Genomic DNA, 26,922 nt, shown 5'->3' on the forward strand with positions numbered 1-26,922 from the left:
TCATCTAGGGGACCAGCGTTGTTTGCGAACCAATTCCTAAAACGCCTTCTTCGCGATACCCGCGGTGCGACGGCTATCGAATATGGACTGATCGTCTCTCTCATCGTCATCGCGATGATCTCGGCCATGCAGGGCTTCGCCAACTCCACCATCACGATGTGGGGCACTGTCGAGCAGCAGGTCAAGGACGCAAACAATGGCTGAGACGGTTAGGACTTTTTCAATAACTCGTACGTAAAAACCAAAATTGCTCGCTCGGAGACATCCGGTTGAGCCGGGTACCGAAGACTGAAACCAGGAGACTACAAATGACCTTCTTCAAGAACATGATCCGTGACGAACAGGGCGCCACCGCCATCGAATATGGCCTGATCGCTGCCCTGATCGCCGTCGCCGCCATCACCGCGATGCAGAGCCTCGGCAACTCGCTGGACTCCACGTTCACGGAAGTTTCGACCACGCTCGACAACGCGTAAGTCGTTAGCCACGAACATGAGGGGCGGCAGGGAAACCTGCCGCCCCTTTTTGTTTGCCTGGGCGATATCGGGGCCGACAGCTTGAAGCTGCCGGCCCGATTTTCAAACCCGGTCAGTTCGAACGGATGACGATCTTGTACTGCTGGCCCGGCACCAGCTGTTCATTGGCCGAGAGGCCGTTCAACACCCGGAAGCGGGCCTCCTGTCCATCGGTGTAGGCCATGCGGTTGGCCAGCGTGCGGACCGTATCCCCGCGACCGGCCGTGACGATGTCGACCCGGCGCGGCGTGACATCGCCGGCCTCGCTCGCGCTGATGCGACGCATGGACTGATACAGCGAGTTGAACGTTCCTGCCTGTCCCGCCGGTGTGATTGCGGCGAAGTGATAGGCCGTGTCATTCGAAAACTCGTAGGCGAACACGGTCACGTCCACCTGCTGCTGGCCATTGTTCACCCGCGCGGTGCCGTAGGCGGCCGGAAGACCGTTCACCGTCGTGCGCTCGATACTGGACGGGGTCACCTGCTGCTGCTGCCCGCCAAGCGCCGTGAAGACGTTGCGGACATAGGCATTCAGGTCGTTGTTGTAGGGCCCGACCGTAAGCTGGGCGCGACCCTGATCGCCGTTGATGGTGACGGCGCGCGTGCCGTTGACCATGTAGAAGCCCTGAGGCGCGGTGAACGTGAATCGCAGCACCGGGTGGATGAACTGCCGCCCTTCGATGATGCCCTGTTCCGGATCGTCACCGTAGATCATGCCGTCGATGCGGCTCAGGAAGGTATCGCGGTTGACCACCCCTGTCGCACCGCCGGCAAGCTGGCGCGCGTTCTGCACACGGCTGGCGGGATCGGGGTGGGTCGAAGCCCATTCGGGAATCGTGGCATCTTCGCGGCCCTGCAACTGCGCGTCGAGCTGGTTCTGCGCCGCCAGGCTGGCCAGCAGCGTCGCCATGGCATTGGGATCGTAACCCGCGCGGTTCAGGTACTGGATGCCGAGCTGGTCGGCCTCCAGCTCCTGGCTGCGCGAATAGCTGAGCGTGGCGAGCTGGGATCCCTGCAGGCTGAGGTTGGCAAGGTCGGAACTGCCCAGCACCGCGCCACCGATCACCGCTCCCAGCAGGCCCAGCAGCTGGTTGCGCTGCGCAGTCTGCTGGCGACGGGCGGAGTGGCGCGCCGCGACGTGGCCGACCTCGTGGCCCAGCACGGCGGCGAGTTCCGCCTCGTTGTTCATCAGGTTCACCAGCTGGCGCGTGGCGTAGACATAGCCGCCGGGCACCGCGAAGGCGTTGTTCACGCTGGAATTGAGGAGGGTGACCTCGAAGGCGTCGGGCCGGGTGGCGAGGCCCGACTGGACGGCGATGTTCGAACCGACCTGGTCGACATAGCGGGCATAAGGCCCCGTCATCGCGCCGCCGAATTCCGCGACGAAGGCCTCATGGTTCTCGGCCCCCAGCTGCGCCTCTTCCGCCGTGATCGGCGAACCCGGAGCGACATTTGCGCCGGGGATGCTGGCACAGGCACCCAGCGCCAGCGAAGCGGCGCCGGCTAGCGCCATGGACATAAATTTACGGGATTTCTTCAGCGGCATTCTGGCCTCCTGCAGGACTTGCAACGGATGCAATCTGGCGATCCGTTCGTTGCCGAAGAAAACAGAATTCGTTGATCTATGTTCCCGAATAACGCTGTTCCGGGCAGCTTCGACCTAGCGGGAGAGGCTGCGCCCGATAGCCAGGAACCGGTCCTCTCGCTGCCGCCGCAACGCGTCGCGATCGACAACGGCAAGCGCGTCCAGCTCTTCCCCGATGGCCTTCATCAGCGATTTCACCGCTGCTTCGGGATCGCGCTGTGCCCCGCCAACGGGTTCGGGAACGATGCGATCGATCACGCCAAGCTTTTCCAGGTCCTGTGCGGTAATCTTCATCGCCTCGGCCGCCTGCGGGGCCTTTTCCGCCGTCCGCCAGAGAATCGAAGCGCAGCCTTCAGGCGAGATAACCGAGTAGACCGCGTGTTCGAACATCAGCACCCGTTCCGCGCTGGCCAGCGCGACCGCGCCGCCCGATCCGCCCTCTCCCACGATGGCGGCCACCAGCGGCACGCCGAGTGCGAGGCAGGCCTCCGTCGAACGGGCAATGGCTTCGGCCTGGCCGCGTTCCTCGGCCTCGATACCGGGGAACGCACCCGACGTGTCGACCAGCGTCACCACCGGAAGGCCGAACCTGTCGGCCAGTTCCATCAGGCGGATCGCCTTGCGATAGCCCTCGGGCTTGCCCATGCCGAAATTGTGGCGGATGCGGCTTTCCGTATCCTTGCCCTTCTCGTGACCGATGAGCACCACCTTGCGCCCGTCGAGCCGCGCAAGGCCGCCCATGATCGCCTGGTCGTCGCCAAAGGCACGATCGCCGCCCATCGGCACGAAGTCGGTGAAGCCCAGCTTCACGAAGTCCTCGAAATGTGGGCGCGAGGGATGCCGGGCAACCTGCGTCTTCTGCCAGGGCGACAGGTCGCGGTATGTATTCTCGAGAAGCTGCGCGCTCTTGAGCTCGAGCCGTTGCAGCTCGTTCGAAATGTCGACGTCACCGTCGTCACCTGCGGCCTTGCGCAGTTCCGCGATACGGGCTTCTAGCTCGGCGACCGGCTTCTCGAATTCCAGATAAGAAATCATGGCAAAGCCGCTACCGCGCCCCGCCCCCTCCTGCAAGAGGATGCCGTTCATTCACCAGTGCAACCAGTCGGGCGGAATCGACATGGGTATAGATCTGGGTGGTGGCGATATCGGCGTGGCCCAGCAGGGTCTGCAGCACGCGCAGGTCCGCCCCGCCTTCGAGCAGGTGGGTGGCAAAGGCATGGCGCAGCACGTGCGGGGAAACCTTGGCGGGATCGATATCGGAACGCGCCGCCAGTTCCTTCACCATCTGGTAAAGCCGGATGCGGGTGAGATGCGCCTTGCGCGAAGGGAAGAGGAAAGGTGAACCCTCGGGCCGCAGTTTCATCCAGCGGGCAATGGCCCGTTGAGCGCGGCCGGACACCGGCACCATGCGCTGCTGCCCGCCCTTGCCGGTTATCGTCAGGAACGGGGCATCGCGCGGCACGGAGGCCACCGGCAGGGCGACAAGTTCGCTGGCGCGCAATCCTGATCCGTAGAGCAGTTCGATCAGCGCCAGCATCCTGACGGCCGCGGGTCGATCACTCGCCGCCTCGTTCTCGGCCTGCGAAAAGAGACTTTCTATCTCCGCGTGGTTCAGCACCTTGGGTAAGGGACGGCGGCTTTGCGGGCGCGGCAGCGCCGTCGAGGGATCGTCCTCGCGCAGCCCCTCGTCGAGGCAGAAGCCGAAGAACTGGCGCAGGGCAGACACTTTCCGGGCAACCGTGGCGGGTGCCAGGTCGGCCCAGGCACGGGTCAGCCGCGCAAGGTCTGCACGCGCCACCGTGGCGAGATCGCCGACGACGTCCTCGCTCGCCTCGAGATCGCGGCGATAGGCCGCCAGCGTGTTCGCCGCGGCCCCGCGCTCTGCGGCGAGCATCGCCAGGAAACTGTCGATGGAACTGCCCACGCCGCTATCCGCGTGCGACCGCCTCCGCGGCGATCATCCGGGCTTCGGCGGAAAGGCCCGCGGCATTCAGCGCGCGCACGATGTGGAACAGATGGCGCGGCGTCATCCGCTCCCAGCTGTCGCCCTGCATGCCAACCCCGGCAAGGATCGCCACGAGGGTGGCATTGCGCAGCTGACCGGCCCGCTCGATCTTCTCGCTCCAGGCGCTGCGGCGGGTGAAGTTCAGACCCAGCCGGTCGGAGAAATCCTCGACATCGTCGCTGTCGAGGCGACCCAGCCCGGCAAGCCCGGCAACCAGGAACCCGGCCTTGCGCGGCCGCGATGCGTCGAACTCGTCGATGAAGCTGTCCACCGATCCGCTGTCGACGGTGTCGGACGCGTCAGGTCGCGCCAGCGCCAGCAGGGCCCATGCCTCGCTCCCGTCTGACACGACGTCGGCCCAGCGCAGGGCGTTGCGATCCAGCCCGGCCGTGAGCATGGAGGCGATCAGCGTCGCTGCATCGTCGGCGAAGTCTTCGCTGACCGGCAGGCGCGCGGCGGAATAGGCGGTGAGAACCATGCGTCCGTAGTCGCGCTGCTCTCCCCACAGGCCGCGCATGGCGGCAAGGCGCTCCTGCGGGGTTTCGGCGACGTAGGCTTCACGCAGCTGGGCGGCGAGATTCTTCTCCGCGGCATCGTAGCGGTCGCTGGCCCACAGCTGCGAATAGAGGTCCACGATGGCCGCCGACGAGATCACGCCGCGCTCGGCAGCGGTCTGCGATTCCTCGACCCGGCGCAGCAAGGGCGTGGCGGGGATCAGCACGTCGGAAATGGCGTATCCGGTATCGAGGTCGCTGGCGAGCTCTTCGGGCAGGTCCTCGCCCACGGCGCGGGCCAGGGCAAAGCGCCACGGCGTGAGGGTTTCCACATTGCCCCATTCGATGTTCACGGCGCGGCTGCCTTCACCGGCCGCCCCCGCATAACGCTGCGCCAGGCGAACGTCGATTTCCTCTGCCACGCCGGTGCCGTAGGCGCGTTGGAGGCGGCGGTCGGCGCTGCGCGCTTCGCCGAGATAGGCAGAGCAGATCGCCTGCAGCAGTTCCCACTCGCCATCGTCGCGCAGGTCGCCGTGGAGGCGGGCGACGGGGCACATGCCAAGGATGTCGCCGGTGGAGACGTAGGCATCGAACGCCGCATCGGTGAGCGCCCGGTTGTATTCCGATCCGTCGACGTCCTGCACCAGGGCGCGGGCGACGGCGCCCTCGCCCATGTCGGTCAACGCCTGTGCCCGCAGCGCGGCGAAGGCGACCGGGTTCATGCCCTCGGGCGCGTAGAGCCGGCTGGCGAGCGCGCGGCGAAGCAGGATATGGCCCCAGCGCGAGACGACCGGCCCGTTGCTGGCCTGAAGCGCTGCGCCTACCAGTGCGCCGGGCTGGTTGCGCAGCGAACCGCTGGGAAAGCCGCCTTCGACGTTGGCGATGATGCCCACCCGCTCCACCGCGCGGCGCGCGGCCGCGGGGATATCGAACTTGGGTCGCAGGCCCAGCACCTCGTTGATCTCGTCGGGATCCATCTGCTCCAGCTCGGCCAGCGAGGGGAAGTCGGCAGGCAGGGTCAGCCGACCGGCGGACCCTGACGATCCGCTGTCGGGCAGCGGCTGCACCACTTCACCGCTGCCGGACGAGGACGGCCCGGCAGGCTGCGAAGACGGTGCGGGACGGTCTGCCGTCGGCGTCGGCGTCGGAGAAGGCTGCTGCGGCGGCGGATCGCGGAAGATATCGGGCAGCAGATCCTCGGGCCCGCCCGCCAGCGCCAGCGAGGAGGTCAGCGCCAGTCCGGCGGTGGCGGCGAACAGAACGGCGCGCTTCACGACGCGCTTTCCGGCAAGGCCACGGGTTCCACGATCAGTCGCTCTTCCTGCCGCCCGCCATCGTACCAGGCCACGCCCAGCACGATGGACAGGACCAGCACCACCAAAACCACCATAGTCATTCGCCGTTTCGACACTTCTGCAAATAGCTTTCCCTGGGTGCCGCAAAGCGGCTCATGCTTGCCAGCGCGACTAGCCCATCTATAGGCCTTGCGGCAATGACCATTGCCAAACCCCTGCCCGACGATGCGACGATCCGCGCCATCCGTGGCCGGATTTCCCGGCCGATCGTGCTTGTCGGCATGATGGGCGTGGGAAAGTCCACCGTGGGCCGCAAGCTTGCGGCGACGCTGGGCATGGACTTCGTCGATGCCGACGAGGAAATCTGCGAAGCGGCCAACATGACGATCCCGGAAATCTTCGACCTTTTCGGCGAAGGCTATTTCCGCGACGGTGAACGCCGGGTGATCGCCCGGCTTCTGGAGGAAAAGGGCTGCGACTGCGTGCTCGCGACGGGCGGCGGGGCCTTCGTGCAGGACGAGACGCGCGAACTGATCCTGGAACGCGGCATCGCCATCTGGCTGGACAGCGACGTGGAAACGCTGGTGGAGCGGGTGAGCCGCAACGACCGCCGTCCGCTGCTGCGCGACGGCGACACGCGAGAGATCGTGGCGCGCATGAAGGCGGAACGCGAAGGCGCCTATTCGCAGGCGCCGATCCACGTGCAGAGCGATGCCGGTCCGCACTCGGCTGCCGTCGCGCGTATTCTGGAGGAACTCGACGCATGGCTGTGATCCGTGTGGAACTGGCCGGTCGCGGTTACGACGTGCACGTAGGGCACGGCCTGCTGGATGATGCAGGCCCCCTGATGTCCGATTTCGTGCGGAAGGACCGCGTGGCCGCAGTGGCGGACCGCAACTCGCACGAACACCACGGAGCAAGGCTGGAAGCCGCGCTGTCCCGGGCGAATGTCGGCGTGGACTGGTTCATTGCCGAACCGGGCGAAGGCGCGAAGAGCTGGGGCGTGCTGGAAAAGCTGGTCGACTGGCTGCTGGAACGCGGCGTGGAGCGCGGAGACCACATCATCGCCCTGGGCGGCGGTGTGGTGGGCGACCTGACGGGCTTTGCCGCTGCCGTGCTCAAACGCGGATGCGGCTTCGTGCAGGTGCCCACTACCCTGCTGGCGCAGGTCGACAGCAGCGTGGGCGGCAAGACGGCGATCAACACGCGGGCGGGCAAGAACCTTGTCGGCGCCTTTCACCAGCCCGCTCTGGTGCTGGCCGATACCGCCACGCTGGAAACCCTTCCCCCGCGCGAGATGGGCGCAGGCTATGCCGAGGTGATCAAGTACGGCATCCTTGGCGATGCGGAGTTCTTTGCCTGGTGCGAGAAGCACGGGGCGCAAGTCACCGTGCGCGATCCCGAAGCGCTGCAATATGCCGTCACCCAAAGTGTAAAGGCCAAGGCGCGGATCGTGGCGCAGGACGAACGCGAGACGACCGGCACGCGTGCCCTGCTGAACCTGGGCCATACCTTCGGTCACGCACTGGAGGCCGAGACAGGCTTTTCCGATGCGCTGCTGCATGGCGAGGCGGTGGCGCTCGGCATGGTGCTGGCCGCGCGCTATTCGGCGCGGCGGGACTATATTTCCATGGACGATGCCGTGCGCGTGACGGCTGCGATCGACAAGGCCGGTCTGCGCAGCGAGATCGCCGCGCTAGGTCTCGATTGCAGCGGCGAGGATCTGGCCGCGCACATGCTGCACGACAAGAAGATGGACGCAGGCACCCTGCCCTTCATCCTGCTGCGCGGCATCGGAGAAGCCTTCGTGGACAAGAGCGTGGAAATGGCGGACGTCGCCAGCTTCCTCGAGGAACAGCTAAGGGTTCACTAGTCGGGTGCGGTTTCTGACTTGTCGGAGCCGCGCAGCAGCCTTTTCAGCGCGCTGTACTGGCTGGCGGGCGGACCCTCGATCACGCTGAAGCTGCCATCGGTTTCCAGCACCACGGCGGCGATGTTCTCGATCTTGCCATGACCCTTGCCGCGGATTGCAGCCTCGATCTCGCCACGCGTCACGCGCTCGGCCTTCATCTCGTCTTCGAGGAATTCCCCATCCTTCAGGAGCATGCGCGAATCAGAGCGGAGAACCTGCTTGAACCATCCCAGCCGGACCGAGAGGAAGGACACCGTCCACTGCAGGAAGGCGAGCACCACGAAGGCCGTGAGGCCGTCGGCGACGGACAGGCTGCTCGTCAGCATGACGGAGGCGAGAATCGAGCCCAGCGCCACCGTCACCACGAGGTCGAAGATATTCAGCTTGGCGATCGAGCGCTTGCCTGCAAACTGCAGGATCGCGATCAGCGCGGCATATATGACGAGAGTCGTCAGCGCGATGACGCCAATATCGGACCAGTTGTCGAACCACATGTGCCCTCAACGCGCCGGAGGCGGATAGGGGTCCGCCTAGCGTGCGGGCTTGACGTTCTCGGCCGGGTCCGCCGGATCGCGGTGCACGCTTTCCATGGCGCTCCTGTTGCCCGCCTGATTCCTGGCGATCACGCTGAACGTGCCGTCCGTTTCCAGAATGACGGAGGCGATGTCCTCGACGTCGCCGAAACCGCGCTTGCGGATTTCGGAGTGGACCTCCTGCCGCAGGATCCGCTCCTCGCGCATGGCCCGGTCGAGAAACTTGCCGTCGCTGAACAGCAGGCGCGGTTCGGAGCGGATCAGCCGCTTGAACCATTTCGCCCGCAGGCTCATCCACGCGACAATCCATTGCAGGCCGCACAAGACGACGAAAGCTAGCGTGCCTTCCGCGAAGGACACATCCTTGCTCAGCATGATCGTCGCCAGGGTAGAACCAAGCGCCACCGTCACCACCAGGTCGAAGATGTTGAGCTTGGCGAGCGAGCGTTTGCCCACCCCGCGCAGGATCAGGATCAGTACGGCGTAGATGGCAATTGTGATGATCAGCACACGCCACAAGTCGGACCATGTATCGAACCACATGCCCTACCTACGCACGAGGCGGCGTGTCGGTCCTAGGCCGGCATTTCCGGATGGAGGTGGACGATTTCGCGATCGGCGAAGGCATGTTCGATCAGCAGCGAGCGGTGGCATTTCTCCGCCTCTTCGCAATAGCACAGCAGGCAGGTGCGCCTCTCGTGAGCGAGCGCCTGCAACTCCGCCATCTGCGCCAGCGCCTCGGGCAGTTCGATCTGGCCTTCGTAGACGCGGCGCAGCGTGGCGTAGTCGCCCTTGCGTGCTGCATCGCGGCCTTCCTTTGGCGTGCCCAGGTGCTTGAAGTGGCGGTACACCATCCCCGCCTCCTCCACCGCCGCCTTGAGCGAGTTCTTGGAAAAGCCCGCGCGGCGCGAGAGCGGCAGCGCGCGGATATCGGCAAGAAGCTCGACCTTCGCCTCGCGCAGCGCGGCGATCAGCGCGTCCTGCGTTGCGTGGGCGTAGCCGATGGTGAGGAGCTTGGTCATTCGTGCGGCTCCAGCTTGCGGAAACGCCGGGCCGCAAGGGGCCCGGCACCGCGCAGCCGTCAGCCGGCCGCGAGTTCGTCGAAAGCGGCCTGAATTTCCGCGAGTTTCTCGTCGTTCAGCGCGGCAGGCTCGTACTGCTGGATTGCCCTGAGCGTCTGCTCGCGACCCATCGTCTGGAACAGGTCGTTGGCATAGACCGTGGGGATCAGCCGCTGGAGAATTGCCGCTGCCTCCGGATCGTCGAGCAGCACGCCGACCTTGGTCGTCTCGACCGAATAGACCGCATCGGTCTCCGCCGACGTCTCCTGCGCGGAAATCGCGGCAGGCAGCATCGCGGTGGCGGAAAGCGAACCGAGGGCCAGTGAAATCAGGGTCTTGCGCATTGAATCTCTCCCGTATCCGTCTGCCGCAACCTTACGCCCGCAGGCAGACCTCCGCCGCGATACCTGCCACCGGACGCGCGCGGTTACAACGGCAGATTATCGTGCTTCTTCCACGGGTTCTCGAGGTGCTTGCCCCTCAGCTTGCGCAGTCCCAGCGCGATGCGGCGGCGGGTGGAATGCGGATAGATCACCTCGTCGATGTAGCCGCGGCTCGCGGCCACGAAGGGGTTGGCGAAGCGGTCTTCGTATTCCTTGGTCTTCTCGGCGATCTTGTCCGGGTTGTCGCGGTCCTGGCGGAAGATGATCTCGACTGCGCCTTTCGCGCCCATCACGGCGATCTCGGCGGTGGGCCAGGCGTAGTTCAAGTCTCCGCGCAGATGCTTTGACGCCATCACGTCATACGCCCCGCCATAGGCCTTGCGGGTAATCACGGTGATCTTGGGCACGGTCGCCTCGGCATAGGCGAACAGCAGTTTCGCGCCGTGCTTGATGATGCCGTTGTGCTCCTGCCCGGTGCCGGGAAGGAAGCCGGGCACGTCGACGAAGGTCACGATCGGTATGGAGAAGGCATCGCAGAAGCGCACGAAGCGCGCAGCCTTGCGGCTGGCGTCGATGTCGAGAACGCCAGCCAGCACCATCGGCTGGTTGGCGACGAAGCCGACCGGCCTGCCCTCAATCCGGCCGAAGCCGGTGATGATGTTGGCGCCGTGCTTCGGCTGGATTTCGAAGAAATTTCCGTCGTCCACCACTTTGCCGATCAGCTCGTGCATGTCGTAGGGCATGTTGGAGCTGGCCGGGATCAGCGTGTCGAGGCTGTCCTCGCGCCGGTCGAAGGGATCTTCGGTCGGCAGTTCCGGCAGCGGATCGCGGTTGCTTTCCGGCACAAAGCCGATCAGTTCGCGCGCGGCCAGCAGCGCCTCGATATCGTTCTCCAGCGCGAGGTCGGCGACCGAGGTCTTGGTGGTGTGCACCACCGCGCCGCCCAGGTCCTCCTGCGTCACTTCCTCGTTGGTGACGGTCTTCACCACTTCGGGCCCGGTCACGAACATGTAGGAGCTGTCCTTCACCATGAAGATGAAGTCGGTCATGGCCGGCGAATAGACCGCCCCGCCCGCGCACGGCCCCATGATGAGGCTGAGCTGCGGAATGACGCCCGAGGCCAGCACGTTGCGCTGGAACACCTCGGCATAGCCGCCAAGGCTGGCGACCCCTTCCTGGATGCGCGCGCCGCCGCTGTCGTTGAGGCCGATGACGGGCGCGCCGACCTTCATGGCGGTATCCATGACCTTGCAGATCTTTTCCGCATGTCGCTTGGACAGGCTGCCGCCGAAAACGGTGAAATCCTGCGAGAAGACATAGACCAGCCGCCCGTTGATGGTGCCGCTGCCGGTCACCACGCCATCGCCGGGGATCTTCTGGTCCTGCATGCCGAAATCGACGCAGTCGTGCTCGACGTAGGTGTCCATCTCCTCGAACGATCCCTCGTCGAGCAGAACATCGAGACGTTCGCGCGCGGTCAGCTTGCCCTTGGCGTGCTGCGCATCGATGCGCTTCTGGCCGCCCCCCATGCGGGCGGCTTCGCGGCGACGTTCCATCTCGGCAATATTGGCGGACAAATCGGCTCTCCTTCAATTGGGAAAAGCCGTTGCACGGGAAACGGTTTCGGTCAAATGCGAGCCTACCGCATCAGCACAAGTTCCTCCGCCATCGTGGGGTGGATCGCCACGGTGGCGTCGAAATCGGCCTTGGTCAGTCCCGCCTTCACCGCGATGGCGGCGGCCTGCATCATCTCCGGCGCATCCGGCGCGATCATGTGGATGCCCACGATGCGGCCATTGCTGTCGTCGCAGATCATCTTGAACAGCGACCGCTCGTTGCGCCCCGCCAGCACGTTCTTCATCGGACGGAAATCGGACTGGTAGACCTTGACCGAGCCCAGCTTGTTCTTGGCCTCGCCCTCCGTCATGCCGACGGCGGCGATGGGCGGGTGGCTGAACACGGCGCTGGGAACGCAGGAATGATCCACCGCCACGGGTCCTTGCCCGCCGAAAACCGTATCGGCAAAGGCCTGGCCCTCGCGGATCGCCACGGGCGTCAGCTGCACACGGTCGGTAACATCGCCCACGGCGTAGATGTGGTCGACGCTGGTCTTGCTGAACCGGTCGACCACGATTTCGCCGCTTTCCCCCAGCTCCACGCCCACGTCCTCGAGGCCCAGCCCCTTGGTGTTGGGAATGCGCCCGGTCGCGAACATCACGCAGTCGGCATGCTCTTCCTCGCTGTCGGAAAGCTTCACGAAATAGCCGCCGTCCTCGCACGGCTTGATGTGTTCGAAGATGGTGTTGAAGCGGAACTGGATACCCTTCGTCATCGAGATCTGCAGCAGCCTGTCCCGCACCGCCTCGTCATAGCTGCGCAGCAGCCGGTCGCCGCGGTTCACCAGCGTCACCTGGCTGCCGAACTCGTTGAATATCCCGGCGAACTCGTTGGCGATATAGCCGCCGCCCGCGATGATGATCCGCTTGGGAATCTCGTCGAGGTGAAACGCCTCGTTCGAACTGATGGCATGCTCTGCCCCCTGGCATTCGGGCATGCGCGGATGCGCGCCGGTGGCGATCAGGATGTGCTTTGCCGTGACGGTGCGACCACCCTCCAGGGTGACTTCATGCGGCCCCGTCAGCCGGGCGCGTTCCTTGAAAATCTCGACGTCATGGCTTTCCAGCGTATCGGTGTAGGCCCCTTCCAGCCGCGTCACATCCGCCAGCACGTTGTCGCGAAGCTTGTGCCAGTTGAAGGTCTTGCCCTCGATCTCCCACCCGAATTTCTGGCAGTCCTCCAGATCCTCGGCAAAGTGCGCGCCATAGACGAGCATCTTCTTCGGCACGCATCCGCGGATGACGCACGTGCCCCCGACGCGGTGTTCCTCCGCGATGGCGACCTTTGCGCCGTGGCCAGCCGAAACCCGGCTGGCGCGCACGCCGCCGGAGCCCGCGCCGATGGTGAAAAGGTCGTAATCGTATTCGGACATGGGCGCGGAGTCCCTCCTGCTGGTGCTAAGACGCGGTGGTTCATGGCCATACGCCCGGCAGCAAGCAAGGGTTTCAAATTTCCCGCGGGGATTAACTCTCGATGGAAAGCCCGTTGTCGCTCAGCATCTGCCAGCTGGGTCCGGTGTGCAGCGCCACCAGAGCCTCCGGCCCGATGCCGCCGTGGGCTTTCAGCACGCGGCGGATGGTATCCACCCGCCCGCGCTCGCCTTCCGACACCGAGACCAGCGTCTCCGGCCCGTGAGTCAGGCGTTCCTGGAACAGCAGCGAGGTATCGAGCGAATTGAAGTCGAAGCCGACGAATACGAGGCGCCTGGCATTGGTGAGGCCCCCCGCCATCATGGTCTTCGCGTTGCGGTCGTCGATGAATTCCGATGCGGTGCGGATTCCCTCCGCCACGTTGAACAGGGTCTTGTTGTCCTCGGCGCCCCACTGCGCCTTCGCCTCGTTGCCGCTTTCCCAATCGAGGCGACCCGCGCGGCCGTAGGGATGCACGATCTTAAGGCGTTCGGAGCACAGCGCCTGCGCCTCCGTCACCGGCATGCCGAAACCGGAGTGCAGCACCCAGGGCATGAAGTGCCGGATGGCCCGCCCCGTGTTGAAATCGACGATATGCAGGTTGTCGAAGCAATGCTCCGCCTTCGCGCGGGGAACGCCGTTCACCACCATGTAGCCCAGCTGGAACAGCCAGTTCTCGGTTCCGCGAAACGGCATGTCGCCCGGATCGCGCGGTTCCGCCGTCATGGCAGACTGGCGTTCGGCCTGCAGGGTGTAATAGGCGATGGCCAGCTTGCCGGCCGCCAGCACGTGCTTGTCGCTGCCATGCTGCTGCAAGAGGGCGTGGATCGTGCTGGCCATGCGGGCGCCGGCGCGAATGCGCAGGGCCGCTTCGCGAAGGGCATCGCCCTCCCCCTTCAGCTTGCCGAAGAGGGTGTCGAAGTCCCGCATTTCAGCGGTTTCCAGATCGGAACCAAGGCGCTGGAAATCAAAGCCCTGGGCGATCCTCTTCAGAAGCTCTTCATGGCCGGGAAGTTCGATCTCGACCGCGGCTCCCGCCCCTACAACAATTGCGGTCTTCGTCCTGATCATCGGTAACCCAATCCTTCGCGCGCCCTGGAACAGGACTGTCCTAGAGCGCGCGTGGTTAAGATTAGGCTATCCTTGGGCTTTAGCCCTGCGAACGACCGCCGCCGCGCTGGCCGCGACCGGAACGTCCGCCGCCCTGGCCCTTTCCGCCCTGACGGTTGCCGCCCTGCTTCGGCCCGCCATGACGGCGACCGGAACCCCCGCGGTTGCTCCGCGGCTTGTCGGTGCGCCTGTCGGCAGATGCACCGCGCGGCTTGGGATTGACGCGCTGACGCTGCTGCTTGGGCGCAGGCTTGGTCGGCCCGACACCTTCCACCACGGCGCGGAAATTGTCCGGCAGGGGCAGGCGCTCGAAGGAGGCATCGGTCTGCTTGTTGATGTCCTTCAGGTAGGCACGCTCGTCCTCGGCGCAAAAGGCAATCGCCACGCCGTCGGCACCCGCACGCGCGGTGCGGCCGATACGGTGGACGTACTGCTCGGGCACGTTGGGCAGTTCGTAGTTGATGACGTGGCTGACACCCGGAATGTCGATGCCGCGCGCGGCAACGTCGGTAGCAACCAGCACCGGGGTCTTGGCATTCTTGAACTCGCTGAGAGCGCGCTCGCGCTGCGGCTGGCTCTTGTTGCCGTGGATCGCATTGGCGGGGATGCCCACCTGCGACAGCCGCTTAACCACCCGGTCCGCGCCGTGCTTGGTGCGGGTGAAGATGAGAACGCGTTCCAGCTTGCCGGGGATCTCGTGCTTTTCCTGCAGGATGAGCTCGAGCAGCGCCTGCTTTTCGTCCTGCTGGACCATGAACAGGTACTGGTCGATGCGCTCTGCCGTGGTGGCTGCCGGCGTGACCGACACCTGCACCGGATTGGTGCAATAGCCCGATACCAGTTCCTTGATCTGCTTGGGCATCGTCGCGCTGAAGAACAGCGTCTGGCGATCGGCCGGAGCAAGCTCGCGGATGCGGCGCAGGGCATGGATGAAGCCCAGGTCAAGCATCTGGTCGGCCTCGTCCAGCACCAGGATTTCCAGGCCGGAAAGGTTGAAGGCCTTCTGGTCTACCAGGTCGAGCAGGCGGCCCGGCGTCGCCACCAGGATGTCGCAGCCGCGGTGCAGCTTGTTGCGATCCTTGTTCACCGACGTACCGCCGACGATGGAATGAACCTTCAGGCCCGCAAGCGCGCCGTAGTCCTTGGCGCTCTGGGCGATCTGGCCGGCCAGCTCGCGCGTGGGCGCCAGCACCAGCATGCGGCAGGACTTGAAGGGGATGTTGTTGTCGGCTGCCCGCAGGTTGTCGATGCTGGGCAGCATGAAGGCCGCGGTCTTGCCGGTGCCGGTCTGGGCGATGCCCAGCAGGTCGCGCCCTTCCAGCACGGCCGGGATGGCCTGCGCCTGGATGGGGGTCGGCACCTTGTAGCCCTGCATGTCGAGGGCCTGCATCACGGGCTGTGAAAGTCCGAGATCGGAAAACTGAATTGTCATGTCGTGTGTTAAACTCGCAATATATGCGGCGCGCAGAGCAACAGCTCGCGCGGCGCGGGTGTCAAAACGACCCGCGTGAAAAGGGAAGTCTCTGGAAAAGTGACCGAAGGGCTGCCGGGGCGGGATTTTCTGGTCCGCCGCTTCACGCTGGCGCGCGCTTCGATGGCCGGCATGTGGTGCAATGCGGGCGGAATGTCAATGATTACGCGGCCGCGCACGATCATTTCACTTGCCAGTGTGATGGACGGAGCGCAATCCTGTGCCCCTTTCTGGGAGCGGGGGCACAGGTTGGGGAACAGCATCTTTCGCCGCATGGCCGGGCCGGGCCTGCTGTTTACGGGCGCCGCCATCGGAACCTCGCATCTCGTCCAGTCGACCCGTGCAGGAGCAATGTTCGGCGCGGCGCTGATCGGGGTAATCCTGCTCGCCAACCTGCTGAAATACCCGGCCTTCCGCTTCGGCATAGATTTCAGCCACGCGCGTGGGCGGTCCCTGCTCACCGGCTATCGCGAGCTTGGCCTGTGGGCGCTGGCGCTGTTCCTGGTCACCGTGATCCCGCTGGTGCCGATCGTCTGGGCAGCGCTGGCGGCGGCCACGGCGGGGATCATTTCGGCGGTGTTCGGCTCCATCCTGCCCATCCCCCTGCTCGCCACGGTCGTGCTGGTTCTGGCATCGGCGCTGCTGCTGCTGGGCGGATATCGCCTGCTCGACCGGGTGAACGCTTTCATGCTGGCCTTTCTCGTCGCCTCCACCCTCATCACCACGGCAATGGTGCTGCCGTTCGTGGAGTGGGGCACGCTGACCGATATCGCGTGGACGCAGGAGACCACGGCGCTGCTGTTCATCGTCGCGCTGGCGGGGTTCATGCCGAACCCGATGGACGTGTCCGTGATCGTGTCGGCATGGAAGGTGGAGGCGGACCACACACTGCCGCCAGATGCGCGACCAAGCATCGAATACGCGCGCAGGAGCTTTCGCTGGCCCTACATCATGACCGCTTTCATGGCGGTGTGCTTCTGCATCATGGGTGCAGGCGTGATGCACGCGCAGGATATCGCACCCGTCAGCGACGCGCCCGGCTTCGCCGCGCAGCTGGTGAACCTCTATCGCGAGGCGCTGGGCGACGGTGCCGCCGCGCTGGCCGCGATTGCCGCGCTATCGGTGATGCTGACCACGGTGATCGCCGCGGTGGACGGATACTGCCGCACCCTGCCGATCGCGATTGCCGTATGGCAAGGGCGCGAGGACGAGACCACGACGAGCGCGGCCTACCTGTGGTCCTGCATCGTGCTGGTCGGCCTGGCCGTGGTTGCGCTGTTCACTCTGATGCGCGAGTTCACGGTATTTCTCGACTTCGTGACGTCGGCCACCTTCGTCGTCGCCCCGATGATCGCGCTTCTGAACCTGCTGGTGGTAACCCGCTGCGACATGCCCGACGAAGCGAGACCGAGCGCGGCGATGAAAGCCCTGTGCGTGACCGCCATCGTGGTGATGGCAGCACTGGCGGTGATGTATTTCGCCTTCAGCTTTGGCTGATCGGACACGGAACCACGTTCGGCGCCCATGGAAAAAGGGCCGGGAAATCGCTTCCCCGGCCCTTCGGTCAGTGTCTCAAAAAACGATCAGGCAACGCGGCCCGAATTGCGCGCATCCTGGAATTCCGCCTCGGACAGATAGGTGTCGCCATCGTCATCGAAGTAGAAGAACGTCTGGCCAGCTTCGTTGATCTGGTCCTGCGTCAGATGGGGACCGAGGGCATCGTTCGGCTCAGGCGGATTGGGATTGGTCGGCAGCGCCCAGATGGCGTATTCGGCCACCGAAAGCTGTCCGTCATCGTTGCGGTCAAGATACCCGAAGCTCATCTCGCCGCGGGGAGGAAGGGAGCTCGAGGTACCCGAGCTGCTCGATCCGCTGCTCGCCATGCTGTCGTCACTCATCGACGCACCGCCGGACATGGCATCGCCATCGGAGGTGCCGCCATCAGCGGTGGCGTTGCCGCCAGAGTTACCGCTCGTGCTTGTGCCGGTCGAACCCGCGGCCATGCCGCCGCCGGATTCCATCTCGGCCTGCATTTCGGCCCTGTTGGCGTCGTATTCGTCGCTCACCGCCTGGCGGTCCATCGCGTCGTAATTCGCCTGTTGATCCTCATTCAGCTCTCCGCCGACGGGATAGGGCTCGTTAACGTCCTCATCGACCAGTTCGTCGATATCGTCGACCGGCGTGTTCTCCACGTCTTCGCTGCCGCAGGCGGACAGGCCAAGCGCAGCGGCAGATACGAGGGCGGTCATTGTAATTGAGCGTTTCATGGAAATTCCTCCGTGTTCGTCTCTCTCGCCCCCTTAACGAACGAGGTTGCCGGAATTTCCCATTTAGTTGATTTTATAGAATGTTAGTCGAGGCCGGCCGCCTTCAGCAGCGCCTCGGTGCTGGCGTCGAAACGCTCTCCGCCCTTTTCGATCTTCTTGGCGATCGCCTTGCCCAGTTCCACCCCGAACTGGTCGAACGGGTTGATGTCCAGCATCACGGCCTGCGCGAACACGCGGTGTTCGTGGAAGGCGATCAGGGCGCCGAAGGTGGCAGCGTCGAGATCGTCGCAGAGGATCGTGGCGGACGGCCGGTTGCCCGGATAGCTGCGGTGCGGATCGTCGCTCGATTCGCCGGCCATCAGCGCCGCCCCCTGGGCGAAGCAGTTCATCAGGAGGATGTGATGGTGCGCGCTGTCCAGCATGTCGCCGGGTTCGATGCTGGCGATGAAATCCACCGGCACGAGATGCGTGCCCTGGTGCAGCAGCTGGAACACGGCGTGCTGGGCATCGGTGCCCACCCCGCCCCACGTGATCGGCGCGGTCGGGCCGCTCGGCTGTCCGTCCACGGTCACGCCCTTGCCGTTCGATTCCATTTCCAGCTGCTGGAGATAGTCGGGCAGCAGGCGCAGCCGCTCGTCATAGGCGAAGACCGCGCGGGTCTGGCTGCCGCGAAGGCGCAGGTAGTAAAGGTCGGAGAAGGCCGCGCGCAGCGGCAGGTTGTCGCGCCCCTCCGCATCGCGGAAGTGCTGATCGACCCGCGCCGCGCCGTCCAGCATCTGCTGGAAGCTGTCCCACCCTATGGCCAGCGCCACGGGAAATCCGATCGAGGACCACATCGAGTACCGCCCGCCGACGCTCTCGGAGAACGGCAGGATCCGGGTTTCGTCCACGCCCCATTCCACCGCCTTTTCCGGCGATGCCGTAAGCGCCACCACGCGTCCGGTGGGGTCTGTCACGCCGCTGTCGGCAAGCCATTTGAGGGCCGACTGGGCATTGGTCATCGTTTCGATCGTCGTGAAGGTCTTAGATGCGACCGCCACGAGGGTCGTGGCAGGATCGCAGGCCTCGAACGCCTCCTCCAGCGCCACGCCGTCCACGTTGGAAACCACGTGAACGTCCACCAGCGGATTGTCGCGGCCCAGCGCATCGACCGCAAGCGCGGGGCCCAGCGCGCTGCCGCCGATGCCGACGTGGATCAGATGCCTCACTTCGCCCATCGCGCCATCGTGGATGGCGCCGACGAGCAGCTTCATGCGCTCGCGCAGGGCCTCCGCCTCCTCCACGCTGGTCTCCTGCCCCACGCCGCGCAGGGCGGAGTGTTCGGCCGCCCGGTTCTCGGTGTGATTCACCACCTCTCCGGCAAACATGCGCTCGCGCATCTCGTCGAACCGCGCAGCCTCGGCCAGCGCCTCGAAATCGGCCAGCAGTTCGTCGGTAAGGTGGGTCTTGGACCAGTCGAACAGGATCCCGACGTCGCCCAGTTCCAGCCGGGTCGACAATTTGTCCACGCGGCCCGCATCCTCGGCGAAGAGTTCCTTCAGCGTCGGATCGGGATGCAGGGCCAGGGCGTTCCAGGCTTCGTCACGGGTCATGGTCACTGGGGCGATTCCTTTCCTACCGAGCGCTGCCTTGGCTAGGCCCTCGCGGCATGAATGGAAACCGCAAATCCGGTTGCTTTTTCAAGCTGTCGAAGGCCCGTTCCTATGAAGCGCGCTTTTCGAACCAGGACAGTGTTCCATGTGTTCCACATTAGCGCAGCGCCGCCCGTCATTCGCCACCGTTTGCAGCGACATGCTTGACGCGGGCACGCTCTGGCAACAAGACCGCCGCCGATGACAGACAATGTTACTCCGCGCGAAGTGGTCGAGCCCCAAAAGGCCAGGGCCGAGGAAAAGGAAGACTGGAAGAGCTTCGGCTGGTTCCTGGTCAAGCTGGTGGTCGTGGTGCTGCTGTTCCGCACCCTGGTGTTCACCAGCTTCAACATTCCCTCCGAAAGCATGATGCCCCGCCTGCTGGTGGGCGATTACCTGTTCGCCCAGAAATGGTCCTACGGCTACTCTCGATATTCGCTGCCGTTCGACGTCGACGTGGGCGACGGCCGGCTGTTCGCCAGCCTGCCCGAACACGGCGACGTGGCGATCTTCAAGCACCCCATCGACAAGAGCGACTACATCAAGCGCGTGATCGGTCTGCCGGGAGATACTGTGCAGATGATCGACGGCCAGCTTCACTTGAACGGGCAACCCGTGCCCAAGGAGCGGGTGGAGGATTTCATCCTGCCGCTGGGCCCTGACGAGCGTTGCTATTCGGGCCGCTTCGCCATGCAGCAGGAAGGCAACACGCCCGCCTGTCGCTACCCGCAGTACCGCGAGACGCTGCCGAATGGCGTCAGCTACAACGTGCTGGACCTGGGCGCGGTGGGCGTGGACGACACCCCGCCGGTAATCGTGCCCGACGATCACGTCTTCATGCTGGGCGACAACCGCGACAATTCGCAGGACAGCCGCCGTGCATCGGTTTCCGGCGGCTGGGTTGGCCTTGTGCCGACCGAGAACCTGGTTGCCGAGGCCAGCTTCATGTATTGGTCCTGGGGCAGCGACGGCGTGCGCTGGAGCCGGATGTTCGAAGGCATATGAGCGCGCTCGAACCCGGAACGCGGCAATGGCTGGAAAAGCGCGGCTTCACCGTCCGTAACGAAGCGGTCTGGCGCGAGGCGCTGACCCACGGCAGCACCGGCGAATCCAAGGACTACGACCGGCTGGAATTCCTGGGCGATCGCGTTCTGGGACTGACCATCGCCGACTGGCTGTACGATCATTCCAACAGCGCGGAAGGCAAGCTGGCCCAGCGTCTCAACGCGCTTGTCAGCAAGCAGACATGCGCCGATCGCGCGCGGGCACTGGGGACCAGCGACCATGTGCGAATGGGCAAGCAGGCGCGCGAGGACGGTGCGCAGGACAGTGACAACGTTCTGGGCGACATCATGGAATCGCTGCTGGGGGCCAATTTCCTCGAAGTCGGCTTCGATCCGACGCGCGAGCTCATCCGCGACCTGTGGCAGGACGTGTTCGATGGCGAGACCGGTCGCAGCAAGCACCCCAAGAGCGCCTTGCAGGAATGGGCGGCGGGCAATCAGCGCCGCCCGCCCGAATACACGGTGACGGATACGTCCGGCCCCGATCACAACCGCCGCTTCACCGTGCAGGTGAGCGTCCACAAGGTAGGCGCGGTGGAAGCCACCGCCGGCGGCAAGCGCGAGGCCGAGACCGAGGCCGCGCGGCTGTTCATGGAGAAATACGGATGAGCCAGGAAGCTCGGGAAAAGTGCGGGGTCGTCGCCGTGATCGGCGCGCCCAACGCAGGCAAGTCCACGCTGGTGAATCAGCTTGTGGGCCAGAAAGTCGCCATCACCAGCGCCAAGGCGCAGACCACCCGCGCCCGCCTGCTGGGCATTGCCCTGCACGGGCCGACGCAGATGATCCTGGTCGATACGCCCGGCATCTTCGAGCCCAGGCGCCGCCTCGACCGCGCGATGGTGAGCGCGGCGTGGGAAGGCGCGGTGGAAGCCGATGCCGTCCTTCTCGTGGTCGATCCCGTGAAGCAGCGACGCCACGAGCTGATGCCGCTGGTGGAGCAGCTTAAGGACCGCAAGGAGCGCCGGATCCTCGTCCTCAACAAGGTCGACGTCTCGAAGAAGGAGCCGTTGCTGGAACTGGCCCAGGAACTGTCGCAACTGGCCGATTTCAGCGAGGTGTTCTTCATCTCGGCCCTCACCGGCGACGGCGTGCCCGAACTGAAGGATGCACTGGCGGGAATGATGCCCGAAGGTCCGTGGCATTACCCGGAAGACCAGGTTTCCGATGCGTCGGAACGCCTGTTGGCCGCCGAAGTGACGCGCGAACAGCTCTATCAGCAGCTGCACGAGGAACTGCCCTACGACGCCGCCGTGCGGCCGGAAAGCTATACCCAGCGCCCCGACGGGAGCGTGGAAGTGCGCCAGCAGATCGTGATCGCCCGGGACAGCCAGAAGCCCATCGTGCTCGGCAAGCAGGGCAGCCGCATCAAGGCCATCGGCGAGGCCGCCCGCAAGGAGCTGTCAGATATGCTGGGCGTGAAGGTCCACCTCTTCCTGCATGTGAAGGTGGACGAGAAATGGGCCGAAAACCGCGAGATCTACGAGGAAATCGGACTCGACTGGGTGAAGTGATGGCTAGGCGTTCGCCGGATTGCCCCGCTGCGAGAACCGCACCATGCTGCACGCAGCCGCCACCACGGCCAGCGCGCAGCTGACATAGAGCGGGGTCGGGCCGAGGCCCAGGCCGCTAGCCAGCACGATGCCGACGACGACCGCGGCCATGGTCTGGCCGAACAGGCGCGAGGTGGAAAGCAGGCCGCCCGCAGCCGCTGCCCGGTCCCTCGGCGCGCGGCCGATCAGCAGGCGCGAATTGGGACTGAAGAACAGGCCGAAGCCCAGCGCCGTCAGGCTCAGGCGCCAGGCAATGCCCCACTCGCCCGGTTGATCGGGCATGGTGGCGAGCATCAGGAGGCCGACCACGGCAATTGTCATGCCCGTCACCCCCAGCTTGGTCGCGGCGATCCTGTCGGATGCCCAGCCCGCCAGCGGAGAAACCACCAGCATGGTCAGCGGAAACGGCAGCAGCAGCAGCCCCACAGTCTGCGGATCGTACCCCATGCCGATCTCCAGCCGGAAAGGCAGCGCCAGCATAAGCGCGCCCGCCGAAATGAAGCTGGCGAAATTGGCCAGCGCCGACAGACCGAGCACCGGCTTGGCCAGCAGGTCGACCGGGAAGACCGGTGCCTCGCGGCGGCGTTCGCGCCGCACCAGGATAACCAGGGCAACGACGCCCAGGGCGAAAGCGGCAACGCCCCAAGCAAGCGCATCGTGCGTGCCCAGCTGGATGCCGCCTACCAGCAGCAGCATGGTGAGAGCGCTCAGTACGCCGCTCCGCCACTTCGACGGCTGGTCGCGCGGCTCGGGATCCGGAAGGAAGCGGCCCAGAAGGAGGGATATGATCGCCAGCGGCGCGGCGGCCACGAACACAAGTTGCCAGGACAGGTTACCCACGATGTACCCGCCCAGCGTAGGAGCAATCGCGGCGGAACTGGCGACGATGACGCTGTTCAGCCCCAGCCCGGCGCCAAGTTGCCGCGCCGGATATATCTGTCGCAACATAGCCGCGGAAACGCTCAGCGCCATGCCGGCTCCGATTGCCTGCAGCGAGCGAAGGGCGAGCAGGACTACGAAGCTGTCTGCCCAGAAACAGGCCGCGGAAGCGACCATGAACAGCCCCTGCCCCGCCTGGTACAGGCGCCGGTGTCCCAGCCGATCGCCCAGCGAGGAGAAAGGCAGCAAGAGCATCACCAGCACCAGCTGGTAGACAGTGACCACATTGGTCACCGCGGCCTCGCTGACGTCAAGGTCCCGCGCGATGGTCGGCAGGGCAACGTTGGCGATGGAACCGTCGATCACCAGCAGGGCCGTGCCGAAGCAGATCGCGACGATAGCCAGCCAGCGGCGCGGCTTCGGCAGGCCGGGATGATCGTCACCCTGCCGGGCCGAGTGCGGCGCGTGATGGATATGCCCCTGCTCGTTCATCGCAACCATGTGCGCCCGCCCTTGCGGTTTCGCAAGTGCAGCATGGATTACGGAGCGGAATGTTGGAGGACTTGGCGGTCCGGGCCTGTCAGGCGACGCCCAGCTTCTCCAGCTTCGCGGTCAGCGCCTCTTCGGTGAACGGCTTGACGATATAGTCGTCCGCGCCTGCTGATATGCCCGCGTGAATGTCCTGCGCCTCGCCCTTGCTGGTGCAGAAGACGACGATGGGAGCCTTGTCGGCGGGCATGGACCGCAGGGTCATGACGAAATCGATCCCGGTCATTACCGGCATGTTCCAGTCGGTAATGACCAGAGCCGGCATCTGCTTGTTGCAACGGGCCAGCGCTTCCTCGCCGTTTTCCGCTTCCACGGCCTGATAGCCGAGCTCCGTCACGATCTTGCTGGCGAGCTTGCGAACTACGCGGCTGTCATCAACGATCAGGCACATCTTTCCCTTGGCCGGTACCGCGGCAACGGGAGGCCGCGCGGCCTTGGCGGCCTGGATGATGGCGTCCGTTTCGGAGCCCGAGGTCTCGTCGACAGGCTGCGGTGTTCCGGCCTCTTCGACCTCTGCGATTTCCTCGGCGGGATCCTCCGCCAGGTCCATCACCTTGCTGGATGCCTGGCGCGTTTCCGCAAGACGTTCGGCAAGCGTCTTGCCGTCGCCCTTCCGGACATTCACGCCGGCCCGCATGCCGGTGGTTCTCTTGATAAGGTGTTGGATGGCCTGACCTCCCGCTGGACTTAATAGCCGCCCGAAGCCTTGAGCGCGGGCGCTGCGGCAGCGGTCGCCCGGACATGGACATAGGGGACCCACACATCGCCGAACTCGGCCTTCTGGTACCACACGTCGAGCACGTCGAAACTTTCCCACAGGCCGTCGGCATCCTGCAGGCGCACTCCTTCCCCAATTCGGGGAACCGATGCGAAGCGCAGCTTGCGCTGCGTCTGGTCTGTCTCGTTCTGGATTTCTATCTCGATCACGTGGCAGGTCCCTGATTGCGAGACCTGCCTAGTCAGGAAGAGTTGATTATTTACCAACGCACCCCCGACCCGTGATCGAAAGCACTCAACCCTTGGCTGCCGCCTTCTTCTTCGCCGGCGCTTTCTTCTTTTTCGCCGGTGCCTTGCGCTTCTTCTTCGCCGGCGTCTTCGCGGCTTTCTCCGAGATCAGCGTAAGCGCATCCTCAAGCGACAGATCGTCCTTGTCCTTGTCCTTCGGGATGGTGGCGTTGACGGTACCATCGGTGACGTAGGGGCCATAGCGACCCTCCATCAGCTTCACCTCGTCGCCCGCCTCGGTCTTGCCGAGAACCTTCAGCGGCTCCCGGCTGCCGCGACCGCCGCCTTTGCGATTGGCGGATTGCGCCAGCAGGTCGACCGCGCGGTTCATGCCGATCTCGAATATCTCGCGGGTGTTCTGAAGCTTGCCGTAGGTGCCTTCGTGACGCACCGCGGGCCCGTAGCGCCAAAGCCCGGCCTCGATATCCTTTCCGGTATCGGGGTGCTGACCGACGACCCGAGGAAGTGCGAGCAGCTTCAGCGCCCATTCCAGGTCGAAATCGTCGATATCCTTGGGGATCGATGCGCGCTTGATGTCCTTGCCCTCGCCCATCTGGACGTAGGGACCGAAACGGCCTGTCTTGCGCTCCACCTGCTGGCCGGTCTCCGGGTCCTCGCCCATCACGCCGTCGTTGGATCCATCCTCGCCGCCGGGCTGGCCGAACTTCCGGCGGAACGTGCATTCCGGGTAGTTCACGCAGCCGATGAAGGCGCCGTAGCGGCCACCGCGCAGGTGCAGCTCGCCGCCCTCGCGGCCCTCTTCCGCGCACAGCGGGCACCAGCGCGGCTTGTGGCCATCCTCGCGTTCGGGGAAGAGGAAATCCTCCAGGAAGGTATCCAGCACCTCCGTAACTTCCGAGGGCTGGCGCTCCATCACCTCGTCGCTCTTCGGCTTGAAGTCGCGCCAGAAGTTTTCCAGCAGCACCTTGTACTCGAACCGCCCGCCGGAGACCTCGTCCAGCTCGTCTTCCATCTCCGCGGTGAAATCGTAGGCGACGTAGCGAGGGAAGAAGCGCTCCAGAAATGCCGTGAGCAGCCGACCGGAGTCCTCGGCGAAGAAGCGGTTCTTCTCCATCCGTACATAGTCGCGATCACGCAGTGTCTGGATCGTGGAGGCGTAGGTGGACGGGCGTCCGATGCCCAGTTCCTCCAGCCGCTTCACAAGGCTGGCTTCGGAGAAGCGCGGCGGCGGCTGGGTGAAGTGCTGGGTTGCCTCCACCGCCTTCTTTGCCGGGGAATCGCCCTTGCGCATCACCGGCAGCAGGTTGTCGTCGTCCTCCTCCGATTTCTCGTCGAAGCTTTCGGAATATACCGCCAGGAAGCCGGGGAACTTCACCACCTGCCCCGTGGCGCGCAGCTCGTGCTTGCCGGTGGGATCACGCATGGTGACGGTGGTGCGTTCCAGCTGCGCGGTGGCCATCTGGCTGGCCATCGCGCGCTTGAAGATCAGGTCGTAGAGCTTGGCATCGTCGCCCGATCCGGCGCGATCGCGGCTGAAATTGGTGGGCCGGATCGCTTCGTGCGCTTCCTGCGCGTTCTTCGCCTTGGTGGAATAGAAGCGCGGCTTTTCGGGGCGGTAGTCCTCGGAGAAGCGTTCCGCGATGGCATCGCGCGCGGCCATGATGGCGCTCATGTCCATCTGCACGCCATCGGTACGCATGTAGGTAATCGCGCCCGCCTCGTACAATGTCTGCGCACAGCGCATCGTGTGGCTTGCGGAGAAGCCCAGCTTGCGTGCCGCTTCCTGCTGCAGGGTCGACGTGGTGAACGGCGGCGCGGGGTTGCGCTTTACCGGCTTGGTCTCGACGTCCTCGACCTTGAAGGCGCCCTGCTCCACCGCCGCCTTCGCGGCCTCTGCCGTGCCCTTGTCGCCGATCGAAAGCCGTTCCAGCTTCTTGCCGTCGAAGCGCACCAGGCGGGCATCGAAACCGGTCCCGTCCTGCTCCATCTTCGCGATGACGGACCAGTACTCGTCGGGTTTGAAGACCTCGATCTCGCGCTCGCGCTCGCAGATCAGGCGCAGCGCCACCGACTGCACGCGACCCGCAGACTTTGCGCCGGGCAGCTTGCGCCACAGCACCGGGGAGAGGGTGAAACCGAAGAGGTAATCCAGCGCGCGGCGTCCGAGGTAGGCATCGATCAGGTGCTGATCGAGTTCGCGCGGGTTCTTCATCGCCTCGGTCACGGCGGACTTGGTGATGGCGTTGAACGTCACGCGGCTGACCTCGGCGGGCAATGCCTTGCGCTTCTTCAGCAGGTCCATCACGTGCCAGCTGATCGCCTCGCCCTCGCGATCGGGGTCGGTAGCCAGGATCAGGCGGTCGGCATTCTTGGCCGCATCGGCAATGGCCTTCACCTGGTTGCGATTGCGCTGGTCGGAATACACCTCCCAGTCCATCGCGAAGCCTTCCTCGGGCCGGACGGAGCCGTCCTTGGGCGGCAGGTCGCGGACGTGGCCGTACGAGGCGAGAACCTTGTAGTCCCCGCCCAGATATTTCTCGATGGTCTTCGCCTTGGCAGGCGATTCTACGATGACAAGCTGCATTGTGATCCCGGGCAATCCTTACGTGTGTACGTACGCGCGAGG

Annotated in this window: 27 protein-coding genes; 8 read left to right on the forward strand and 19 right to left on the reverse strand. The window is 64.9% G+C overall.

The genetic code is table 11. The annotated features are described in order from the left end of the window. Positions 1-18: 18 nt before the first annotated feature. Both AAA989_RS15975 and AAA989_RS15980 read left to right on the forward strand, forming a co-directional pair. Positions 19-204 (forward strand): Flp family type IVb pilin, encoded by a 186-nt coding sequence (locus AAA989_RS15975; RefSeq protein ID WP_338245311.1) that lies wholly within the window; start codon positions 19-21, stop codon positions 202-204. 104 nt (positions 205-308) lie between these two features. Further along, positions 309-476: a Flp family type IVb pilin gene (locus tag AAA989_RS15980; RefSeq protein WP_338245313.1), complete on the forward strand. Its 168-nt coding sequence runs from the start codon at positions 309-311 to the stop codon at positions 474-476. A gap of 112 nt (positions 477-588) precedes the next feature. Here the strand turns inward: AAA989_RS15980 and AAA989_RS15985 are convergent, their stop codons facing one another. The 5 genes from AAA989_RS15985 to AAA989_RS16005 all read right to left on the reverse strand — a co-directional run bounded on the left by AAA989_RS15985 (position 589) and on the right by AAA989_RS16005 (position 5,995). Continuing rightward, positions 589-2,034: a M48 family metalloprotease gene (locus AAA989_RS15985; RefSeq protein ID WP_338245315.1), complete on the reverse strand. Its 1,446-nt coding sequence runs from the start codon at positions 2,032-2,034 to the stop codon at positions 589-591. A gap of 141 nt (positions 2,035-2,175) precedes the next feature. Continuing rightward, on the reverse strand, positions 2,176-3,135 hold the full coding sequence (locus AAA989_RS15990; protein ID WP_338245317.1) for an acetyl-CoA carboxylase carboxyltransferase subunit alpha: 960 nt from the start codon (positions 3,133-3,135) through the stop codon (positions 2,176-2,178). A 10-nt stretch (positions 3,136-3,145) separates the two neighbouring features. Beyond that, entirely contained in the window at positions 3,146-4,024 is an 879-nt protein-coding gene (locus AAA989_RS15995) for a tyrosine recombinase (RefSeq protein WP_338245319.1), read from the reverse strand. A 4-nt stretch (positions 4,025-4,028) separates the two neighbouring features. Continuing rightward, complete coding sequence (locus tag AAA989_RS16000; protein WP_338245321.1) at positions 4,029-5,873, reverse strand: hypothetical protein; 1,845 nt, start codon at positions 5,871-5,873, stop codon at positions 4,029-4,031. Further along, positions 5,870-5,995: a hypothetical protein gene (locus AAA989_RS16005; protein WP_338245323.1), complete on the reverse strand. Its 126-nt coding sequence runs from the start codon at positions 5,993-5,995 to the stop codon at positions 5,870-5,872. Before AAA989_RS16005 ends, AAA989_RS16000 begins: the two co-directional genes overlap by 4 nt. A 96-nt stretch (positions 5,996-6,091) precedes the next feature. Between AAA989_RS16005 and AAA989_RS16010 the strand changes: the two genes are divergently transcribed. After that, positions 6,092-6,667, forward strand: a complete 576-nt coding sequence (locus AAA989_RS16010) for a shikimate kinase (protein ID WP_338245326.1) — start codon at positions 6,092-6,094, stop codon at positions 6,665-6,667. After that, positions 6,658-7,767, forward strand: coding sequence for a 3-dehydroquinate synthase (aroB, locus tag AAA989_RS16015; protein WP_338245328.1), 1,110 nt, complete (start codon positions 6,658-6,660; stop codon positions 7,765-7,767). The genes AAA989_RS16010 and aroB overlap by 10 nt, the downstream gene beginning before the upstream one ends. On the opposite strand, the gene AAA989_RS16020 is transcribed toward aroB, so the two are convergent. The 8 genes from AAA989_RS16020 to AAA989_RS16055 all read right to left on the reverse strand — a co-directional run bounded on the left by AAA989_RS16020 (position 7,764) and on the right by AAA989_RS16055 (position 15,351). After that, a complete protein-coding gene (locus AAA989_RS16020; RefSeq protein WP_338245330.1) occupies positions 7,764-8,300 on the reverse strand; it encodes a DUF421 domain-containing protein in 537 nt (178 codons plus the stop codon). The genes aroB and AAA989_RS16020 overlap by 4 nt on opposite strands. Positions 8,301-8,336: 36 nt before the next feature. Next, entirely contained in the window at positions 8,337-8,882 is a 546-nt protein-coding gene (locus AAA989_RS16025) for a DUF421 domain-containing protein (protein ID WP_338245332.1), read from the reverse strand. 32 nt (positions 8,883-8,914) lie between these two features. Next, complete coding sequence (locus tag AAA989_RS16030) at positions 8,915-9,361, reverse strand: DUF488 domain-containing protein (protein WP_338245334.1); 447 nt, start codon at positions 9,359-9,361, stop codon at positions 8,915-8,917. A 59-nt stretch (positions 9,362-9,420) separates the two neighbouring features. Beyond that, positions 9,421-9,744: a hypothetical protein gene (locus tag AAA989_RS16035; RefSeq protein ID WP_338245335.1), complete on the reverse strand. Its 324-nt coding sequence runs from the start codon at positions 9,742-9,744 to the stop codon at positions 9,421-9,423. A gap of 83 nt (positions 9,745-9,827) precedes the next feature. Beyond that, positions 9,828-11,360 (reverse strand): acyl-CoA carboxylase subunit beta, encoded by a 1,533-nt coding sequence (locus tag AAA989_RS16040; RefSeq protein WP_338245337.1) that lies wholly within the window; start codon positions 11,358-11,360, stop codon positions 9,828-9,830. A gap of 62 nt (positions 11,361-11,422) precedes the next feature. Then, entirely contained in the window at positions 11,423-12,772 is a 1,350-nt protein-coding gene (gene gorA / locus AAA989_RS16045) for a glutathione-disulfide reductase (RefSeq protein ID WP_338245338.1), read from the reverse strand. A 91-nt stretch (positions 12,773-12,863) separates the two neighbouring features. Continuing rightward, positions 12,864-13,880: a hypothetical protein gene (locus AAA989_RS16050; protein WP_338245339.1), complete on the reverse strand. Its 1,017-nt coding sequence runs from the start codon at positions 13,878-13,880 to the stop codon at positions 12,864-12,866. A gap of 79 nt (positions 13,881-13,959) precedes the next feature. After that, positions 13,960-15,351 (reverse strand): DEAD/DEAH box helicase, encoded by a 1,392-nt coding sequence (locus tag AAA989_RS16055; RefSeq protein WP_338245342.1) that lies wholly within the window; start codon positions 15,349-15,351, stop codon positions 13,960-13,962. Between the two features lie 198 nt (positions 15,352-15,549). Here AAA989_RS16055 and AAA989_RS16060 point away from each other — a divergent pair, with 198 nt between their 5' ends. Then, positions 15,550-16,887 carry a divalent metal cation transporter gene (locus AAA989_RS16060; RefSeq protein ID WP_338245344.1) on the forward strand — a complete coding sequence of 446 codons (1,338 nt, stop codon included), beginning with the start codon at positions 15,550-15,552 and terminating at the stop codon, positions 16,885-16,887. 86 nt (positions 16,888-16,973) lie between these two features. On the opposite strand, the gene AAA989_RS16065 is transcribed toward AAA989_RS16060, so the two are convergent. Together AAA989_RS16065 and pgi are read right to left on the reverse strand one after the other, a co-directional pair. Then, positions 16,974-17,639, reverse strand: a complete 666-nt coding sequence (locus tag AAA989_RS16065) for a hypothetical protein (protein ID WP_338245346.1) — start codon at positions 17,637-17,639, stop codon at positions 16,974-16,976. 101 nt (positions 17,640-17,740) lie between these two features. Continuing rightward, a complete protein-coding gene (pgi, locus tag AAA989_RS16070; protein ID WP_338245576.1) occupies positions 17,741-19,249 on the reverse strand; it encodes a glucose-6-phosphate isomerase in 1,509 nt (502 codons plus the stop codon). A gap of 240 nt (positions 19,250-19,489) precedes the next feature. On the opposite strand from pgi, the gene lepB reads away from it, so the two are divergent. The 3 genes from lepB to era are packed head-to-tail and all read left to right on the forward strand — an operon-like array spanning position 19,490 to position 21,863. Further along, positions 19,490-20,293, forward strand: coding sequence for a signal peptidase I (gene lepB / locus AAA989_RS16075; RefSeq protein WP_338245348.1), 804 nt, complete (start codon positions 19,490-19,492; stop codon positions 20,291-20,293). Further along, on the forward strand, positions 20,290-20,961 hold the full coding sequence (gene rnc / locus AAA989_RS16080; RefSeq protein ID WP_338245350.1) for a ribonuclease III: 672 nt from the start codon (positions 20,290-20,292) through the stop codon (positions 20,959-20,961). The genes lepB and rnc overlap by 4 nt, the downstream gene beginning before the upstream one ends. Next, positions 20,958-21,863 (forward strand): GTPase Era, encoded by a 906-nt coding sequence (gene era / locus AAA989_RS16085; RefSeq protein WP_338245351.1) that lies wholly within the window; start codon positions 20,958-20,960, stop codon positions 21,861-21,863. Before rnc ends, era begins: the two co-directional genes overlap by 4 nt. Before the next feature lie 3 nt (positions 21,864-21,866). Here the strand turns inward: era and AAA989_RS16090 are convergent, their stop codons facing one another. The 4 genes from AAA989_RS16090 to topA form a co-directional block, all read right to left on the reverse strand. After that, positions 21,867-23,273, reverse strand: a complete 1,407-nt coding sequence (locus AAA989_RS16090; RefSeq protein WP_338245354.1) for an MFS transporter — start codon at positions 23,271-23,273, stop codon at positions 21,867-21,869. Positions 23,274-23,361: 88 nt separating this feature from the next. Beyond that, on the reverse strand, positions 23,362-23,967 hold the full coding sequence (locus AAA989_RS16095) for a response regulator (protein WP_338245355.1): 606 nt from the start codon (positions 23,965-23,967) through the stop codon (positions 23,362-23,364). Positions 23,968-24,017: 50 nt separating this feature from the next. Then, positions 24,018-24,257, reverse strand: coding sequence for a hypothetical protein (locus AAA989_RS16100; RefSeq protein WP_338245357.1), 240 nt, complete (start codon positions 24,255-24,257; stop codon positions 24,018-24,020). 85 nt (positions 24,258-24,342) lie between these two features. After that, entirely contained in the window at positions 24,343-26,880 is a 2,538-nt protein-coding gene (gene topA, locus AAA989_RS16105) for a type I DNA topoisomerase (RefSeq protein ID WP_338245359.1), read from the reverse strand. Positions 26,881-26,922: the final 42 nt, after the last annotated feature.

The organism is Aurantiacibacter hainanensis (assembly GCF_036321025.1).
GTDB lineage: Bacteria > Pseudomonadota > Alphaproteobacteria > Sphingomonadales > Sphingomonadaceae > Alteraurantiacibacter > Alteraurantiacibacter hainanensis.